This is a genomic window from Paenibacillus sp. PK1-4R (assembly GCF_030369595.1).
Taxonomy (GTDB): Bacteria; Bacillota; Bacilli; order Paenibacillales; family Paenibacillaceae; genus Paenibacillus.
Genome location: NZ_CP126535.1, coordinates 3,516,362 through 3,533,555, shown reverse-complemented (window position 1 = coordinate 3,533,555; position 17,194 = coordinate 3,516,362). Strand labels below are relative to the sequence as shown.

Genomic DNA, 17,194 nt, shown 5'->3' with positions numbered 1-17,194 from the left:
TGTATTTAGCGACGCGGTCGTCATCCGTTACATGGAGATGTTATCCTTCACTTGGTTGATTGGATGATGTTCTTGATGAACGAGTTTGGTAATTCGTAGTGATGCTAAGAAACTTAACAAGACCCAAAGTAATTGCAGTGTTAACACGATCAAAACACCTGTCGATATGCCCCACTGTAACGTTTCGGACAAGGCAATCAGAGCGCCACCAACGCCAATGCTTACTCCCATATAGAAGGAATCCACAAATTGCAGATTCGCGGACATTTCGCCCTCTTTCCTGGGCAAGGCATGTTGTAAAGCAATGGCTGCCGTTGTAGGGTTGGCCAAACCAACACCAAACCCTGTAATCATTTGTGAGAGAAGGATGAGTATAATCCCGCCGTCCGTCAAAATAAGAGCCAGGATCACAAGTGCAGTTCCAACGATCATAATCCCAATGCCCGTCATGACCCTACCCTTTCGGGCACGACCTTGATCTCGTGCATCAAGCTTGGCTTGCAACCACGCTGCGGCGGACCAGCTCAGGGAGCCTGCTGCTACAATGAGGCCAGCAAGGTCAGCTGATAACCCCTTCACTTCGGTTAGTGCCAAGATCACAAAACTTTCCGTTGTAAAATAACAAGCAACATATAGCCCTCTCGAAACCAAAGTAGCAGGCAATCCTTTTTTTACCGAAAAAGTGCCCACAGGCAGCAATTTACGCATTGGTGTGATCATGACGACTAATCCACCCAAAGTGAGTACGATACCTTTCCAATCGGTAATCATACCAAGTCCTGTGAGTAATAGCCCCGTTCCAACGGCAAGCAGAATCGCATACATAATCTTTGAGTCGGTTGCTCGCGCTGGACCTGTGAGATCTTGCTGAAGCTGCAAATTACGGAAAGAACGGAATGTGAGACTCAACGCTATTCCGATCAAGGGTAAAACAATCCAGAAAACATATCGCCACGAGATGTAGGAAGCAATAAGGCCTGCTGCATAAGGTCCGATTAAGGTAGGCAGGACAAATGCCATAGAGAATGCGGCCAGGATTTGAGTACGAAGTGTATCTGGATAATGTAACGTCACACAGGTATAAACACATGTGATCAGGGCCCCCGCTCCAAAACCTTGAAGGGCTCTTCCGGCAATAAGCATGTGCATATCGAAAGAGACAGCGGAGACTACAGTTCCTAACACAAAAACACTAAAAGATATCAGCATGGATGTAAAAACGCCGCGCTTGTCAATCTGCTGACCCATAACCAAAGTTCCAATGAGCTGAGATAACAAAAATGCGCTGAAGATCCAACCGTATAAATGAATGCCCTCTAAACTTTGTGCCATTTTAGCGGCAATCGTTGTGATAGCCAGTCCTTCGAAAGCTACGGTTGACAGAACCAGCATAATCCCAATTGTAGGCGCCCTGTACTGAGCATCAAAAATCCCAATCTGATTGTTGTTTGTCTTCTACACCTCCATAACTTGATGGATAATATGGTAAAATAAACCTTTAAATTCTTCCTGAATATACATCAAGTTTCATACTTTGTAAATTTAGATGTTTAAAAAGTAAGATCATGATTTAGAATAGAATTCCCATGTTCAATAGGAGATTTTGCTTGAAAATATGCCATTTTGATCACATTTTTTCACTTCACCACGATGATTGGCCATTCTAAAACTGGCCCCGCATCCACACGAAACTTTGGCATTTGGATTATTCATGGTGAATCCACCTAACATTCCGCTCTCTTCATAGTCAATCTCAAGACCATCAATATATGGAATACTATTTGCGTGAACCAATATCTTAAATTGCTTTTTATTTAACACAATGTCTTCTTCTGCCTGCTGTTCATCCACGATAAGGGTATAAGATAAACCACTGCATCCCCCTTCATCAACGCCTACTCTAAGGAAGGCATTTTGGATATCCGCACTTGATAAGATCTCAACGATTTTGTCCGATGCTGTATCACTGACCTCAATAATCATCTTTATTCCTCCCGGTGGTATCATTTTGAAATTTGGTATCCCAGTCCATTAGACAGGGTATGAATGTCGCAAGAGCAGCTCCTTTTGGCGTAAGTTCATAAATAATTTGTGTAGGGAGTGTCAGTATTGTTCTTTTGACCAAATGATCATGTTGAAGACCCTTTAAACGTCTGGAGAGGATCATTTCGGAAATGGAAGGAATACTTTCGAATATTTCACCGAATCTCTTCGGGCCTTGAGACAGAGCACATAAAATATGGATCGTCCATTTCGTCCCGATGATGCGATAAGCTGTAAATAGTTTATTCGGATCTTCAGTGAACAATGGTCTGTACACCCACTTTCTTACTCATCCGCGTGGTGAGATCCGAGTGCTGGCAATGATACTCGTGACGATCAACAAGAGATGGAAACCCATGGCTACAATTAAGCCGGATTGAAGTGACATCCCGCCTGCCTGACACACGACAAGAATGGAACCACCAATGCCAATCACTACGCCAGGTGTAAAAGAATCTGCAAATTGCAGATTGGCTGAGGTTTGGCCCACACCTTCTTCCCCCGTTTGAGAAAATGCGACAACACCGCTAATCGGATGCGCCAATCCAATACCAACTCCTGCAATGATCTGACCAATAACTGCAATGGTTACGGTCACAACAGGTACCCAAAATACGATGGCAATCCCTATCGCAAGCAGCAATACCCCCAGAATGATTCTCATATGACGTCCACTGCCCTGATCTGCCGCATCCCATCGTCCTTGCAGATACGCAATGATACACCAACTTAATGCAGCACTCGCGACAATTAATCCGGCCTGTGAAGGTGTAATTCCTTTCACGTCGATTAGAGCTAATACCAGGAAATTTTGTGTGCTGGTATAGGCAGCAAAGAACAACCCACGTGTTGCCAGAATTGCTGGCATACCTCTTCGCAAGGTAAGTGTTCCCTTCGGGAGCAATTTACGGAGCGGAAATAACATCAATACCAGGCCAATCACGACTAAAACAAATCCCATAATGCTCGGTAACATACTTAGACCAACCAGGAAGATCCCTGTACCTAACGTTAAGAGTAACGCCATCCAAGTGGATGAAGATCCGCTCTCCCCTCCCGTCTTCTGCACTTTTAATTTCCTGAAGGCAGGTAAACTGAGCAACGCTGAAACCACCAGCACGGGTAAGATCCCCCAGAAAACAAAGCGCCAGGACCACTGATCTGCGATAAGACCGGCTACATATGGACCAAGCATGGACGGAAGAACATAGGCAGTACCAAAGGCTCCAAGAATTTTGGCACGTAACTCATCCGGGTAACTTAAGGATATAGCCGTATACACACAAGTCATCATAGCTCCGGCACCCAAACCCTGCAGAGCCCGTGATCCTATCATGGTATACATATCGCCTGCGGTTGCGGCAGCGATCAGCCCTAAGATAAACAACAGAAGTGCAAAAGTGAACGGTGCTGCAGGTCCTCTTTTATCAATGATCCGACCGACGACCAGCGTCCCGATAATCTGCGCAAGCAGATAGGTACTGAATATCCACCCGAACAGGCTAAGACCGTTTAAGTCACCAGCAATTGAAGGAGCAATGGTGGTGACGGATAGACCTTCAAATCCAACGGCCATCACTGACAAAATAATTCCTATGGACAATGCAAAATAACGCGGGCTGAAAATACTTTGATGATTAGACGACATGAAATGTGACCTCCAAGAAAATTGGTATGTATACATCGTATCCGGATACTTAGTAAACATTTTTGTTTATAATGTCTAAGCTACAGTTCGACTTTGACTTTGTCAACATTTTTGTTTAAAATGTAGTTATTCATGTAGATTCAGTTGCGTCACAAGGAGGTGCACCATGAGCGGAAATCAAACTAAAAAGGATGTCTCGACCAGTACCCGGAGAGCAATTATTAATTTGTTAAAAGAGCGCGGAGGAATGGATGTTGTCACTCTCTCCTCTCAGTTTTCGTTATCCGGAATGGCTATTCGTCAACATCTAAATGCGCTAAAAGGAGAAGGATTGGTTACCACTGTGGAAGAGGCCCGTCCCATGGGTCGACCCACCAAGTTATGGATATTAACTCCCGCCGCTAATCGTTTTTTCCCAAGTGGATATTCCGATTTATCCGTCAGCCTCATCAGTTCGATGAAAGAAGCTTTTGGTACTGAAGGGCTGGAGAAGCTGTTGGATGTTCGAAATAAAAATATGCAAGAACAATATCTTCAGCATCTTGGCGATGCATCAGGAGTTAGAGAGAGATTGGAGAAATTGGCCGAAATTCGTACAAATGAAGGTTATATGGCCGAGGTTAAGGAGCAAGATGATGGCAGTCTCCTATTCATTGAGAAGCATTGTCCGATCTGTGAAGCGGCCGCGGTATGTACTGGGTTATGCAAGAATGAGTTACATTTATTCAAAACGGTTCTAGGCGATAATGTTCATATTGAACGGGGAGAATACATTCTAGCCGGAGGAAGAAACTGCGTATACAGCGTTAGGCAAAATAAGCCATGACCACAAGAGCAACCTCATTGGAGATTGCTCTTTTGTTTTGGATTCTGAACTGATTAGAACGATTCGGATTTCATTTCTCTAAATCATCCTTCATTATATTAGTTATTTCTAACTCTCACATAATCGTATATACCCGATTATGTAATTTTGAATTTAGGTAGAGTATAGTAAGAGTGTCGAAAATATACTCTAGGAGGCTACTGCCATGTCACAAAAAATCTGGATGAACCTGCCGGTGAAAGATGTTGTGAAATCCACTACCTTTTTCAATGAGATTGGATTCCATGGGGAGAATGTTGGCAACGAGAGAGCTCAGCTTGTCATAGGCTCAACAACGATTCTCCTGTTTCCGGACGCAACATTTGAGAAATTTACAGGTGCCAAAACCGCAGATACTTCCCATAGCGCAGAAGTGATATTTTCCATTGGTGCTGACAGCAGAGAAGAAGTTGATGCTTTTATTGAAAAAGTCGAGTTAGCTGGAGGAACCATCTTTGGCAAGCCGGGTGAAATAGACGGCTGGATGTACGGCGCGGGATTTGCCGACCTGGACGGTCACCGCTGGAACCTGCTATACATGGATGAGAGCAAAATGCCTAAGAACTAATATTAAAACGCCGGTCCTTGTTTAAGGTCACTGGCGTTTTTCTATAGTCTCTGTTATCTCAGTATCATCTTCTTGAGTTGCGAAACTCTTTTGGTGTTTTTTCCTCGTGCTTTTTAAAAGACTGAATAAAGTGGTTCACGTGATTAAAGCCTACTTTCTGAGCGATCTCGGTTATTGAATCATTTGTTGATGTTAAGAGAACTTTACTCTTATTAATCCGATATTTGATTAGATACTCGTATGGCGTCATATGAGCCGTTTTCTTAAAACATCTGGTGCACTCTGAAATGCTCAAATGCGCAACATCAGCAATCTCACGAAGTGTAACCGGATGAGCGTAATTTTGGTGAATGAAACTGAGCATTAATTGTAGTCTTTCCTGCTGACGCTTCTCGCTTCTTGGGGTTTCCTCGGAAGGGATCGAAATGTTGGATATCAATATAAACCATAGTTGTACCGTTTTAATTGAAATTTCATATTGCCATCCCCATGTTTTCTCTGAATTAAACATCTCCCTCATTGCCCAAAGCATGTCTAATATCTGCGTTTCCCACTCCGAATCTCTTCTAATCACGAGCGAAACCAAAGAAGAATTCGTATAAGGAAGTACATAATTTTTTTCCATTGCACTGTCTACATGAAAGGCCAATAGCTTTTCGGGAAAATTGAAACTAACATATTCACCATCATGTGTCAGCTCTGTTGTGATATGAAGAATTCTCTTGTTGATCAGGATCGCCTGACCCGTTTCCAATGTATGATCAATTCCATTTATCTGAATAACCAGCTTCCCTTTTGTGACTAAAGTGATCTGTAGATCCTCGTGCCAATGCAGATCGTTGAACCCTCTGCCTTCGGGGATGCTTGTATGACGTGTATGTGTGTACATGATATAAGGAAACGAAAGATCGGAATACAAAATATCCTCATAAAGTTGCTTCACCATGCTATGAACTTCCTTTCTTTGACGATATATCTATAATAAAGAGTGATTTAATTGCACGAAATTCTCAAAAATAATGATATTATTATATCAAATCTTTGACTTATCACAAGAGCCTGTGCACAGACGACCGGATAAGAACTTTTGGAGGCTTATATGTGAAAGAAACTAAATCATCGCTGCTTTTTCATCCTTATGTATTGCTGTTTATTGCCATTTTGTCGGTATCCGTCTCTTCAATCATGATTAAATCTTCGGATACTCCCACCGCCATAGCCGGTATGTACAGGTTGTATATATCAGCCATTATTATGCTTCCGTTTATCCCGTGGAAAACGATCCGATTCTTAAAAATGAATTCAAAGGATTGGAGCACCGTTTTTCTGGCTGGCCTCCTACTAGGTCTATATTTCTTGTTTTGGATGGAATCGCTGGTGTATACTTCAGTGGCCAGTTCCATGGTCATTCTGGCGCTGCAACCTTTGTTTGTGATGATCGGGTCATACTTTATGTTTAAGGAAAGAGCGAGTATACGTACCATTCTATGTTTGATTACCGCCCTATTCGGTTCGGTGATTATCGCCTGGGGTGATATAGGCGTTTCAAGAGAGGCTCTGATCGGTGACGCGCTGTCACTGGTAGGAACCATTCTGGTGTCGGCGTATATGCTGGTGGGACAGAAAGTGAGTCGGAAAATCGACGCGAATATATATAGTGTTGTTGTTTTTATTATTGCCGGAAGTGTCCTTTTGGTCTACAGTTTATTGAATAACTTTTCTTTAATCAATTACGAATCATCCGATTGGCTGTATTTCCTCCTACTTGCGATCATACCCACCATTTTTGGTCAGTACATTTTCAATCTGCTGCTCAAATCCATTGGTGCAACAACGGTTTCTGTAGGCATTATCGGTGAACCCGTTTTGGCCATTATGCTGGCTTATCTATTGTTGGGAGAAACCATCTCTGCTTTTCAATTTATAGGCGGATTAATTACGTTGTCAGGCATGCTGATGTACTTTGCCCTGAAATCCTACAATATCCAACGGCCTAAGTTCCTTCGCTTCAATCGATTCAGGAAATTAGGATAAAATGAACGTGCTGATTAAGAAGAAACCCACCGGAGTTTAATTCTCGGTGGGTTTCTTTATCACTTGTTCAATTCCCAACAAAATCAGCTTCAAGCCAAACTCGAAAGCTCCGTCGGTTCCCATCACCTCAAACATACCGTTCTTATACATCCTGCTGAACAGACCAGCTTCCTTCTCACTCATAGAATCCAGAAGATGTATCATCTCTTCACCCTGAAGTGCTTCCTGGTCCTTAAGGACGGCTGATATATTGCGCTGATGCTGATAATCGTCCAGTACGAAATAGAATACATAGTTGACCAGTGTAAGAACGGCCTGTAATTTCTGCTCTTGCTCTAGTGGTGTTGATTCCATGCAGAGCAACATGCGGTTGGTGAAGCGGATCATGTCCGGCTCGTGGGGAAGCGTCATCATCATGAGCTGTGTGGAGCACGGGTATCTGCTGAGCACACTCCGTACCGTCACCGCAAGCCCCTCCATCTGCTCCTTCCAGTCCCCTTCAGTGTGAAACTCGTCCAGAATAATTTTAGATATCTGGTTGGCGAGACGCTGGTACAGTGTCTGCTTGCTCTTAAAGTACCAGTATAGAGATGGAGCCTGAATTCCCAGTTTGTCTGCCAATCGTCTCATGCTGAATTTCTCGATGCCCTCTTCTCCAAGAAGCTCCCACGAAATTTCCAAAATCTTATCTTCCGAAATCTGAGGCTGTTGTTTTTTCATCGGTATCCGCCCTTTTATCTAACAGTGTAAGTTTGCGCTTTACAGGTTCATAAGTTCATGATAACATCTAACACTGTAAGGTTCAATCTAACGGTGTTAGATTGGATCAATATTAACGAAGAAAGTAGTGACCCACATGGATGCAGAAAACCTCCATTACTTTGAAAAAGCACCAATCGCCAAAGCCGTAGCTCACTTTGCTGTCCCAATGATGCTAGGCACGTCAATGAGTGTTATTTACTCCATCTTGAATGCCTATTTCCTTGGCACATTGGGTAATACGGCAATGTTAACTGCACTCGCACTAACTTTACCGTTATTTGCGGTTATTATGGCGTTAGGCAACTTAATTGGTATAGGTAGCGGTACATTCATCTCTCGTTTGCTGGGAGAGAAAAAAGTCGATGATTTGAAGCATGTATCTTCATTCGCCTTTTACAGTAGTTTAGTTCTCGGAATTATTGTGATGGCCGTTGGGCTCCCGCTGATCGAACCAATCGTTCATGGGCTGGGGGCAACGCCAGAGTCCTTTGGATTTACGAAAGAGTATGTCACGATTATGCTTATTGGTTCACCCTTCGTCATCTTATTCTTCACGCTGGAGAATATCGTGCGCTCAGAAGGTTCAGCAATCACCTCAATGATTGGTATGATTCTCAGTGTTGTTATAAATATTATCCTCGATGCGCTATTCATTTTTGTCTTCCATTGGGGTGTGATCGGGGTTGCATCTGCTACTGTTATCTCCAACTTGGTTGCGAGTACATTTTACGCTTTCCATATGAGTTATAAGAGTCAATTCTTAACCATCTCCTTGAAATGGTTCAAGGTGACCAAGGACATCCTGAGCAATGTATTGAAAATTGGAGTTCCCGTCTTTGTTATGAGTGTCTTCTTGGGTGCAATGTCGCTTATTCTTAATCTTTTTCTTGTTGAATATGGAGATCAGGCTGTTGCGGGGTATGGAATCTCATCACGTTTATTGCAATTTCCTGAGTTTATTCTGATGGGTTTGTGCGAGGGAGTTGTGCCGTTGATTGCCTTCTCATTCACAGCGAACAAAATACGCATGAAACAAACCATTGGATTCACGATCAAATCTATTTTGGCGTTAGCCGTCCTGTTTGGGGTTGTCGTCTATCTGATCTCTGACCACTTGATTGGTTTATTTACGACTGACCCTCAATTAATTGAAATGGGTAGCTACATTCTCCATGTGACCTTCTTATCCTTGTTTATTACAGGAATGACTTCTTTGTTTATGGGGATCTTCCAAGCAACAGCCCAAGGAACCGCGGCGTTTGTTATGTCCATCATTCAAGGGATTACACTAATTCCTGTCTTGTATATCGCTAATCAAATGAACGGCTTTCATGGAGTGATCTGGTCGCTCGTTATTGCGGATGCCGTGGCGTTCCTAGTTGGGGCCATCATGTTATATGCTTTGCGGACAAAATTGCAGCCGGATCTGGAACATTTGGCACAGTAATTTCGCAAATAGTTTTCAGAAAAATAACACTGCCCCAAGTTTGCTACCTATTTTCCCATCTTCGTCTCCTTTGATCGCTGTTTGCATAAATTAGCATCATAAGTAACAAGGGTCTTGGAGGGACGAACAATGAATGAAATATGCAAAAATGTTAAATCGACAGACACCAATCCGAATAAGTTCGGTTTTTATAGAGACATTATGGAATGGATTACTTCCGTTTCTCCCGGCGGCGAAGAAAAACTTGACCCTTTTGATTTTGGCGGAGCCGCTGAATTCAAGCTCCCCAAAACCCTTGAACCGGAGATTCACCGTTATTTGATGCCTTATACCCTGCAACCTCAAGGTGGGTATATTGCATATATATCGAATGGGCATGTTTGGGGAACATCAGGTGCTATCCTGGCATCCGACGGAAAACTGATCTTCGACCTTTCCCCGGAATATGATGCACGACAGAATAGAATGATGACATTGGAAGAACACCCCGCTTTGCATCGCGAGATTTCTCCAGAACCTCGACGTATCCAGGGGACTTCTGCCGTTTTAACTTTTTGCGGAAGTCATAATTATTTTCATTGGTTATATGATGTTTTGCCACGACTGGGTATGCTTCGGATGCTGAATATTCCTTTTGAATCTCTGGTCATGAATCCGAACCCTCATGGTACTTTTGTGAAAGAAACGTTAGCAATGTTTGGCGTCTCGGATTCGGCCGTGATCCGTACTAGAGATGATCTGGAAATTCAGGCCGATCGGTTGGTTGTGCCTTCCCTGATGATGAATTCCCACTATCCGCCTTGGGCCACAACGATCCTTCGGACATTTACGCTACCCGGACGCGACACAACACTCCATTCTCCCGTTCGCATTTTCATATCTCGGTGCAAAGCCTCTGCCCGACGAATAGCTAATGAAGATGAAGTCATCCGCCGTTTAGAGGCGTACGGATTTATTCCAGTTTGCCTGGAGGATTGGACCATACCCCAACAAGTCCAGCTTTTTGCTTCCGCAAAAGCAATCGTTTCACCCCATGGAGCCGGACTGGCCAATCTTGCTTTTTGTACGAAGGGAACTCGTGTTGTCGAAATTTTTCATATCCGGCATGTTGTACCTACTTACTGGATGATCAGTAACCATAATCAACTTGATTATTACATGATGTATGGGCAAGAAGACGGGACAACACAGGAGCGTTTTCCGGGGTTGGAGGACTTCTACGTGGATCTGGATCGGCTGGAACAGACGCTTCGTTTAGCTGGACTAACTGAACATAGCTAAGTTTCTACACCAAATCTAAAGGATGATCATATGTGTTTTAACTTGTTGGCTGTTCTGATAACAAAAAAACCACGGCACCAAGTTTGGCACCGCAGTATAAGGATCATTATGCTATTGGATTTGTTTCATGTAAGATTTGAATTCCTCGGCGATTTCTTTGTATTTCGTATGATGCAGGTAATGTGAACCTTCCATTGGGATCATTTTGCCCTGCGCGGATTGTTTCACTTGCTCCTCATGCAGCGGAATCCACTGCGGATTTTTCTCGTTATTGGAAAGAACAAAGAGAAGTACTGGCAGATCACGAGGATACGTGAGTTTTTCTCCATTTTTGAAATTGGAACCCAGATGTTTAAGCTCATCTACTAATGTCGGATTTGTCGAGACTTGATTCGAAATCAATTTCATCTGTTCTTTGGTATGTTCATCGTATGCAAGTGATGCATATGAATCACCACTCACTTTATTGAGTACTCTCATTAAGCCTGATTTTTGAAGGAATTTCATTAAGTTCAAAGGTAATTTAACATCCATGCCAGGTTGATTCGGAACACTGCTATCGATCCCCACAAAAGCAGAAACTTCATCCGGATACGTGTTCACATAAGTCGCCGCGTACAGTCCCGTGATGGAATGCCCCATCAGAATATAACGATCTATACCGAGCTGCTGTACAGCTTCATGAATTTCACTAACAATATTCTCGGTGGTTCTCTCCGTTTCGGTTTGGTCACTTAACCCATAACCGAAAGGCTCAATCGCCACAACTTTGTAATCAGAAGTTAATTCATCGATTAACAATTTGAAATCAAGTACTGGTGACGGGGTTCCTTGTCCGGGAAGTAGCACGATGGTTTGTTCGCCGCTGCCTTGAATGGACACATTCATATTCTTCCCATCAACATTGACATATTGGCCGTACGATTCGATTTTCTTTTTCTCGGCCCCATTACTTATCGTATGAACGACAAACGTGATGCCCATGAACAGCACCAGCGCGCCGACAATACCACCTATAATTTTTAACCATAAGTTCCGTTTTTTACGGCCCTTAGTCCCCGTTGTTGTTACTTCCACTGTTTTTTCCAAATCAATCTTCTCCTGTCCTTTATATCTGCAGAGCCGCTCTTGCGACATAGATATAGTGTAACCATGGAAGATGTCCCCTTCATGACGGGAATATGAACGGAGTATGAACAAGCAAAAATTATGTTGAGTCGCATAGACTACTGTGCATGTCACATTTCTTGATTTTATAACGATTTACCAGTAAGTGATACTCGAAGTTCCTTCTCCTGTGACCTGGTTGTATAGTTCCAAACGTATAGCTCTAAATCTGATTTCTTAAAATCTTTATACACGTCCATATGTTTGTTCCCTAACTCTGAGAAAAAGTGGGGTACTAAGTAATGTTTTTCTTCTCCTTCAAGGAAGTAGGTTTGGTTAACCCCTCCAAATGTATTATCCGGGCTTTCTGACTCTACGTACAGATTACCGTCCTTGATATAATAGGTCCAGATGATAGGAAACCCTTCGTAATCGCTCGCAATAGTTTTCGGTTCAGTGGATATATCAGTTAGATGAATGGATGCACGACTACCTGCATGTTCATCTACCCTTTTCTTTGCGATTAAAGTCATTGGTTTGTCTACTAATGACTTAACATCCATGAGAAAATTGGATTGTTCAAAGCGCAATTCTGTTTGATTTGCATTCATTTTTCCATCAAACGATATCAAGCCATCCATGACCTTGCCGTCCACTTGAAGTTGATAAGTCCGGTACGGCAATCTGAAATATTCTTCATCATGATCGATCGTTAAGCGAATTTGTGTTGGTGTTACTACCATACCACTTATGCTTGCCTCATAAGGTAAAGAATGTAATGGAATATTTAGTTCTTTTTTAAAGGTGCCTGTATCCATTTCTTGACGAGATAAGAGTAGATTCAGGTTCCATGTGCCTTCTGTCCGTTGTTTTTCATGAGTGTATGTGAAGGTGAAGCGATCCCCTTCTTTGAACTGCTGCTCGTTATACATTTGTCTGCTGAAATAGTCACCGGATACTCCCTCCATGCCATACTCAGGATTCTCCGTTTCTTTAATAACCTCTTGTTGAGTATCATAAGCTCTGATTCCAGCCCAAGATTGTTCCTTCACCTCAGAATTAGAGAAGGTAACCTCAGAATTAATCATGATTTCGCCTTTAGCATATTTGAAGGACTGTACTTCTATTTTGTCGATCCCATTCTTTTGTATATTAAACTGCTGCGTACTTGATTCTTTAGGATCAAGACGAATCTCTTGCTCAAGGTCTTCTAAGTAAAGAACATCAGAAATGGAGAACTGAAGATCTGATTGTTTCTCTTGCATAACCCAGTCTGTCTCAAAATATCCCTGATAAACGCCTTGTTCAGCATTCCATTTCTGATAATAGTGCCCTTCAATAGGTTGCCCATTACTGTCTTTTAAGAGCATTTGATTATATCTGATTTCTTGTTTCTCAGTTTCCAATTCTGGCTTGATTGTGTATAGTAACACGGTCCGGTTATCATCCACAAATGCATTATGCACCGTTAATGTAACTCCGTGGGCTGTTACGCTTTGTTCAATGAGCTGGCCATAACCAGCTTTAAGGGCCGACTCAATCCCTGATTTATTGGACAAGACATCGCTCCAATCATATTGTAAGGCTGCATATACAGGAGTGGCCATGACGGCTAAGGAAATACCCAGGACAATAGCTGCCTTCGTTTTCTGCCTTTGGGGTCTGTTATGAACATCATTAACTACTCGCAATTCTCCCGTTTGAATGCTATTAAACATCTTTTCAAAGTCTGGATACTCCACCTGTTCTGAGTGTATCAAATGATTCTTAACCTTGTATTCTACTGACTTCATAAGTGTTATCTCCTTTCATGTTAACTTTTTCGTAGAATTCAATTTTTTTTCGCATTAGCTTTAGAGCTTTGTATAATCTCGTTCGAACTGTCCCTTGTCGAATGTTTAAAGTCTCTGCAATTTCAGCTACGGAAAGATCACCAATATATCGGAGAGTCACGACACTGAGAAGCTTGTCCGGCAATTTCTGGAGCTGCTGCTCTAGTTCAGCAAAGGAAAGCTTAGCCATAACAGTAGTGTCAACCGGATCATTAGATAACACTTCTTGTTTATGCAGTAACTGCATTTTGTTTTGCTTCTCGCCCTTAACTTTGTTTCTTCTAATAATATTCAGACATTGATTCATGGCAATACGCATGATCCAGGTCCTTAGATGTGACACATTTCTCCAGTCTTGGCGGAACACGACAACAAAAACATCATGGCATACATCTTCTGCATCCTGCACGTTTTTGAGCATATACAGACATGTGCGATATACGTCTTTGTTGTACGTATGGAATAGTTCATGCTCGGTCACTTCCGGCACTCCTTTCTTGTTGGGATATAATATAGACAAAGCAGAGTCGGAATTTATTCACTTTTTCTTTGAGTAGTTGTACTTTGATTACAATAATCATCTGTTTAACGGAAATAAAGCAGCTGCCACTCGGCAACTGCTCCTTTCATAGCGGTTTTTGATACAAAAAAGGAGAACTGCCATTACACAAGCAGTTCTCCTTAGGATAAGACAGTTTCTTAGTGGTCCAGGAACACAAGCTGAATGAAGAACAATACCGCAAAAATGTAGAAGATTGGATGAACATCTTTACCTTTTCCACGAAGCAGCTTAAGTACCGGATAAAAGATGAAACCTACGCCGATGCCTGTCGCGATACTATGCGTCAATGGAGTAAGGATGATAATCAGGAAGGCAGGAAATGCTTCTTCGAGATCATCCCATTTGATTTTGCTGATAACGTTAATCATAAAGTATCCAACAATGATCAGTGCCGGAGAAGTGATCGCCGGAATGCTTGATATTACACTTACGATCGGTGTGAAGAACAAGGTCAGCGCAAGCAGCACACTTACCGTTACCGCGGTCAGTCCCGTTCGTCCTCCTGCAGCTACCCCTGTGCTGGATTCGATGTAAGCCGATGTTGGGCTTGTTCCGAGCAAAGCGCCTGAGGTTGTTCCTACGGCATCTGCCAATAATGCGCCACGCGAGCGTGGAAATTTACCATCCTTAAGCAATCCTGCTTGTTCAGCAACGCCGAGCATCGTGCCCGTCGTATCAAACAGTGTGATCAGGAGGAACGTAAATATGATCGTATACAAACCATTCGAGAATACACCTGCCAGATCCAGTTGCAAAGCCGTTGACGCGAGGCCATGCGGCATGGATACAATCGATTCCGGCATTTGGAATAGTCCCATGATCCAGGCAAGTATCGCTGTTACCACCATTCCGATGAACAGGTAACCTTTCACATTGTAAGCCATCAGCACAACGGTAATAATCAATCCGATAATGGTCAGATAAGCCATTGGCTCAGCCAAGTTTCCGATCGTAATCAAATTCGATTCTGAATCGGCAATAATCCCGGCATTTTGCAGACCTACCGTTGTAATAAACAATCCGATCCCTGCGGTTATGGCATGTTTTAAGCTAGCAGGAATTGCATCTAGCAACATGTAACGGAATGAAGTCAGTGATAAAATAATAAACAAAATCCCTGCTATAAATACGGCTCCCAGTGCAACCTGCCAAGACACGCCATATCCGGCAACTACGCTATAGGCAAAGAATGCATTCAGGCCCATACCCGGCGCAATGACGATTGGATAATTGGACCATATTCCCATAATCAGAGTTCCCACAATACTTGCCAGTACCGTTGCTATGAATACTCCGTTAAAGTCCATGCCTGTGCTGCTGAGTATTCCTGGGTTTACGATAACTATGTATACCATTGTGAAAAATGTTGTAACCCCTGCGATAATTTCTGTGGGGATGCTCGTGCCTCGTTCTTTAAGTTTGAACCATTTGTCCATGGTAAAGCCAGCCTCCAACTTTCAAATTATACTCCAAAGCTAAAAACAAAAAATCCTAATCTTCATATAGGATTGTAATATTGTCGCTCCTATATTCGTTGTTAGGATTTAAAGATTCAACAGCTAAGCTCTAAACTAAACATAAAGATACTCACATCTGTTTTCAACCTGAAGTCCATTTCGTATTCTAATTAAAATCACATGCAATGTCAATGAATTAACGATTTGTTCACAGTTATTTACGAACTATACAGACATTATATCTTACGTTCATTCGTTTTTAGAATAAAGTATGTACGTATGGCTCAATGTCTGCAATATATGAAGAAAGACTGCCAGCAATGTTCACTGACAGTCTTTTGCTTAATTCGTAGTAGGTTTCTCTTCATATTCGCTGGATAATTCTTTAAGCGATTTGATTTTGCCATGGGGATGCTGTTCTTGCTTTCGTGACTTCCAGGCAGCTTCTTTTCGTTTCTTCTGGTCAGCCATACAAGATATCCTCCTCTGGAAACTGAGATGTATACTACTTCTTTATGATGTCATTCCTGGACAACTTTATTCTGCATGCATAGCTAATAAGAGAATTAGGCAAGCATATAAGACAAATTAGATATCGGTTTTTAGAGCAGGAATGCAATAATATAGACATGCCACAACTGGAGGTTAATATATGCAAAAAGTAATTTTAAATAATGGTGTTGAGATGCCTATTCTCGGCTTTGGTGTGTTTCAGATTGCAGATGCAAACGAATGTGAACAAAGTGTTATGGATGCCATATCGGCTGGGTATCGTCTCATTGATACAGCTGCCTCTTATCTAAACGAGGAAGCTGTAGGCAGAGCGATTAAACGCAGTGCCGTGGCTAGAGAAGAATTATTTGTCACGACAAAACTTTGGGTTCAGGATACGGGTTATGAACGTACCAAACAAGCATTTGAAAAATCCTTGGAACGATTGCAATTGGACTATTTGGATTTATATTTAATTCATCAGCCTTTTGGAGATGTACATGGCTCTTGGCGTGCAATGGAGGAGTTGTATCGTGAAGGAAAAGTACGTGCAATCGGAGTGAGTAACTTCCAGCCGGATCGTCTGATCGATTTGATTCTGCAAAACGAAGTAACCCCTGCTGTAAACCAGGTCGAAACTCATCCCTTCAACCAGCAGATCTTAACTGGACAATTCATGAAAGAAAATAATGTTCAGATCGAGTCTTGGGCACCATTTGCTGAAGGAAAAAATGACTTGTTCCAAAATGAGTTACTGGTATCTATAGGTGAAAAGTACAACAAATCGGTTGCTCAAGTGGTTTTGCGTTGGTTGACACAACGTGAAGTCGTTGTTATTCCAAAATCGGTGCGTAAAGAAAGAATTATTGAGAACTTCAATATTTTTGATTTTGAATTAAGCCAAGCAGATATTGAGTCGATTACTGCGCTAGATACCAAACAGAGCCTATTCTTCTCCCATAACGACCCTGAAATGGTGAAATGGATTAGTAATCGTAAGCTGGATATCTAATCCTATCTATCCAATTTAACTATCTATTCCTTCTCTTCACGGAGAGGTCAAAAAATCCGATTCCGGCATCACGGAATCGGATTC

General features: G+C 42.3%; 17 protein-coding genes. 6 read left to right on the top strand and 11 right to left on the bottom strand.

The window, feature by feature from the left end; genetic code table 11:
* Positions 1-27: 27 nt before the first annotated feature.
* The 4 genes from QNO02_RS15365 to QNO02_RS15355 form a co-directional block, all read right to left on the bottom strand.
* Positions 28-1,392, bottom strand: coding sequence for an MFS transporter (locus tag QNO02_RS15365; protein ID WP_289389180.1), 1,365 nt, complete (start codon positions 1,390-1,392; stop codon positions 28-30).
* A gap of 198 nt (positions 1,393-1,590) precedes the next feature.
* Positions 1,591-1,983, bottom strand: coding sequence for a HesB/IscA family protein (locus QNO02_RS15360; RefSeq protein ID WP_289389178.1), 393 nt, complete (start codon positions 1,981-1,983; stop codon positions 1,591-1,593).
* Complete coding sequence (locus QNO02_RS30295; RefSeq protein WP_353959064.1) at positions 1,973-2,320, bottom strand: winged helix-turn-helix transcriptional regulator; 348 nt, start codon at positions 2,318-2,320, stop codon at positions 1,973-1,975. The genes QNO02_RS15360 and QNO02_RS30295 overlap by 11 nt, the downstream gene beginning before the upstream one ends.
* Positions 2,321-2,332: 12 nt before the next feature.
* Positions 2,333-3,691 (bottom strand): MFS transporter, encoded by a 1,359-nt coding sequence (locus QNO02_RS15355; protein ID WP_289389177.1) that lies wholly within the window; start codon positions 3,689-3,691, stop codon positions 2,333-2,335.
* Between the two features lie 166 nt (positions 3,692-3,857).
* On the opposite strand from QNO02_RS15355, the gene QNO02_RS15350 reads away from it, so the two are divergent.
* Positions 3,858-4,517, top strand: coding sequence for a helix-turn-helix transcriptional regulator (locus QNO02_RS15350; RefSeq protein WP_289389176.1), 660 nt, complete (start codon positions 3,858-3,860; stop codon positions 4,515-4,517).
* Between the two features lie 205 nt (positions 4,518-4,722).
* Positions 4,723-5,124: a VOC family protein gene (locus QNO02_RS15345; protein WP_289389175.1), complete on the top strand. Its 402-nt coding sequence runs from the start codon at positions 4,723-4,725 to the stop codon at positions 5,122-5,124.
* Positions 5,125-5,188: 64 nt separating this feature from the next.
* Here the strand turns inward: QNO02_RS15345 and QNO02_RS15340 are convergent, their stop codons facing one another.
* Positions 5,189-6,070 carry an AraC family transcriptional regulator gene (locus QNO02_RS15340; protein WP_289389174.1) on the bottom strand — a complete coding sequence of 294 codons (882 nt, stop codon included), beginning with the start codon at positions 6,068-6,070 and terminating at the stop codon, positions 5,189-5,191.
* Between the two features lie 155 nt (positions 6,071-6,225).
* On the opposite strand from QNO02_RS15340, the gene QNO02_RS15335 reads away from it, so the two are divergent.
* Entirely contained in the window at positions 6,226-7,158 is a 933-nt protein-coding gene (locus QNO02_RS15335) for a DMT family transporter (protein ID WP_289389172.1), read from the top strand.
* Positions 7,159-7,194: 36 nt separating this feature from the next.
* Here the strand turns inward: QNO02_RS15335 and QNO02_RS15330 are convergent, their stop codons facing one another.
* Positions 7,195-7,878 carry a TetR/AcrR family transcriptional regulator C-terminal domain-containing protein gene (locus QNO02_RS15330; protein WP_289389171.1) on the bottom strand — a complete coding sequence of 228 codons (684 nt, stop codon included), beginning with the start codon at positions 7,876-7,878 and terminating at the stop codon, positions 7,195-7,197.
* A gap of 136 nt (positions 7,879-8,014) precedes the next feature.
* Here QNO02_RS15330 and QNO02_RS15325 point away from each other — a divergent pair, with 136 nt between their 5' ends.
* Entirely contained in the window at positions 8,015-9,367 is a 1,353-nt protein-coding gene (locus tag QNO02_RS15325) for an MATE family efflux transporter (protein ID WP_289389170.1), read from the top strand.
* A gap of 129 nt (positions 9,368-9,496) precedes the next feature.
* The gene (locus QNO02_RS15320; RefSeq protein ID WP_289389169.1) at positions 9,497-10,648 is read left to right on the top strand and encodes a glycosyltransferase family 61 protein; all 1,152 of its coding nucleotides are present in this window, start codon (positions 9,497-9,499) and stop codon (positions 10,646-10,648) included.
* Between the two features lie 111 nt (positions 10,649-10,759).
* Here QNO02_RS15320 and QNO02_RS15315 read toward each other — a convergent pair whose 3' ends face one another.
* From QNO02_RS15315 to QNO02_RS15295, 5 genes are all read right to left on the bottom strand, one after another.
* Positions 10,760-11,737: an alpha/beta hydrolase gene (locus tag QNO02_RS15315; RefSeq protein WP_289389168.1), complete on the bottom strand. Its 978-nt coding sequence runs from the start codon at positions 11,735-11,737 to the stop codon at positions 10,760-10,762.
* 164 nt (positions 11,738-11,901) lie between these two features.
* Positions 11,902-13,548, bottom strand: coding sequence for a DUF4179 domain-containing protein (locus tag QNO02_RS15310; RefSeq protein ID WP_289389166.1), 1,647 nt, complete (start codon positions 13,546-13,548; stop codon positions 11,902-11,904).
* Positions 13,523-14,068, bottom strand: coding sequence for an RNA polymerase sigma factor (locus QNO02_RS15305; RefSeq protein ID WP_289389164.1), 546 nt, complete (start codon positions 14,066-14,068; stop codon positions 13,523-13,525). The genes QNO02_RS15310 and QNO02_RS15305 overlap by 26 nt, the downstream gene beginning before the upstream one ends.
* 218 nt (positions 14,069-14,286) lie before the next feature.
* Positions 14,287-15,585 carry an NCS2 family permease gene (locus QNO02_RS15300; protein WP_124114804.1) on the bottom strand — a complete coding sequence of 433 codons (1,299 nt, stop codon included), beginning with the start codon at positions 15,583-15,585 and terminating at the stop codon, positions 14,287-14,289.
* 363 nt (positions 15,586-15,948) lie between these two features.
* A complete protein-coding gene (locus tag QNO02_RS15295) occupies positions 15,949-16,077 on the bottom strand; it encodes a DUF6254 family protein (protein ID WP_219845137.1) in 129 nt (42 codons plus the stop codon).
* 181 nt (positions 16,078-16,258) lie between these two features.
* On the opposite strand from QNO02_RS15295, the gene QNO02_RS15290 reads away from it, so the two are divergent.
* The gene (locus QNO02_RS15290) at positions 16,259-17,110 is read left to right on the top strand and encodes an aldo/keto reductase (RefSeq protein ID WP_289389160.1); all 852 of its coding nucleotides are present in this window, start codon (positions 16,259-16,261) and stop codon (positions 17,108-17,110) included.
* Positions 17,111-17,194: the final 84 nt, after the last annotated feature.

Excerpts from the sequence above, each read along its gene's own strand:
- QNO02_RS15365 (WP_289389180.1), bottom strand. The coding sequence starts at position 1,392 with ATGCTGGTTCTGTCAACCGTAGCTTTCGAAGGACTGGCTATCACAACG.
- QNO02_RS15360 (WP_289389178.1), bottom strand. The coding sequence starts at position 1,983 with ATGATTATTGAGGTCAGTGATACAGCATCGGACAAAATCGTTGAGATC.
- QNO02_RS15355 (WP_289389177.1), bottom strand. The coding sequence starts at position 3,691 with ATGTCGTCTAATCATCAAAGTATTTTCAGCCCGCGTTATTTTGCATTG.
- QNO02_RS15350 (WP_289389176.1), top strand. The coding sequence starts at position 3,858 with ATGAGCGGAAATCAAACTAAAAAGGATGTCTCGACCAGTACCCGGAGA.
- QNO02_RS15345 (WP_289389175.1), top strand. The coding sequence starts at position 4,723 with ATGTCACAAAAAATCTGGATGAACCTGCCGGTGAAAGATGTTGTGAAA.
- QNO02_RS15340 (WP_289389174.1), bottom strand. The coding sequence starts at position 6,070 with ATGGTGAAGCAACTTTATGAGGATATTTTGTATTCCGATCTTTCGTTT.
- QNO02_RS15330 (WP_289389171.1), bottom strand. The coding sequence starts at position 7,878 with ATGAAAAAACAACAGCCTCAGATTTCGGAAGATAAGATTTTGGAAATT.
- QNO02_RS15325 (WP_289389170.1), top strand. The coding sequence starts at position 8,015 with ATGGATGCAGAAAACCTCCATTACTTTGAAAAAGCACCAATCGCCAAA.
- QNO02_RS15320 (WP_289389169.1), top strand. The coding sequence starts at position 9,497 with ATGAATGAAATATGCAAAAATGTTAAATCGACAGACACCAATCCGAAT.
- QNO02_RS15310 (WP_289389166.1), bottom strand. The coding sequence starts at position 13,548 with ATGAAGTCAGTAGAATACAAGGTTAAGAATCATTTGATACACTCAGAA.
- QNO02_RS15300 (WP_124114804.1), bottom strand. The coding sequence starts at position 15,585 with ATGGACAAATGGTTCAAACTTAAAGAACGAGGCACGAGCATCCCCACA.
- QNO02_RS15295 (WP_219845137.1), bottom strand. The coding sequence starts at position 16,077 with ATGGCTGACCAGAAGAAACGAAAAGAAGCTGCCTGGAAGTCACGAAAG.
- QNO02_RS15290 (WP_289389160.1), top strand. The coding sequence starts at position 16,259 with ATGCAAAAAGTAATTTTAAATAATGGTGTTGAGATGCCTATTCTCGGC.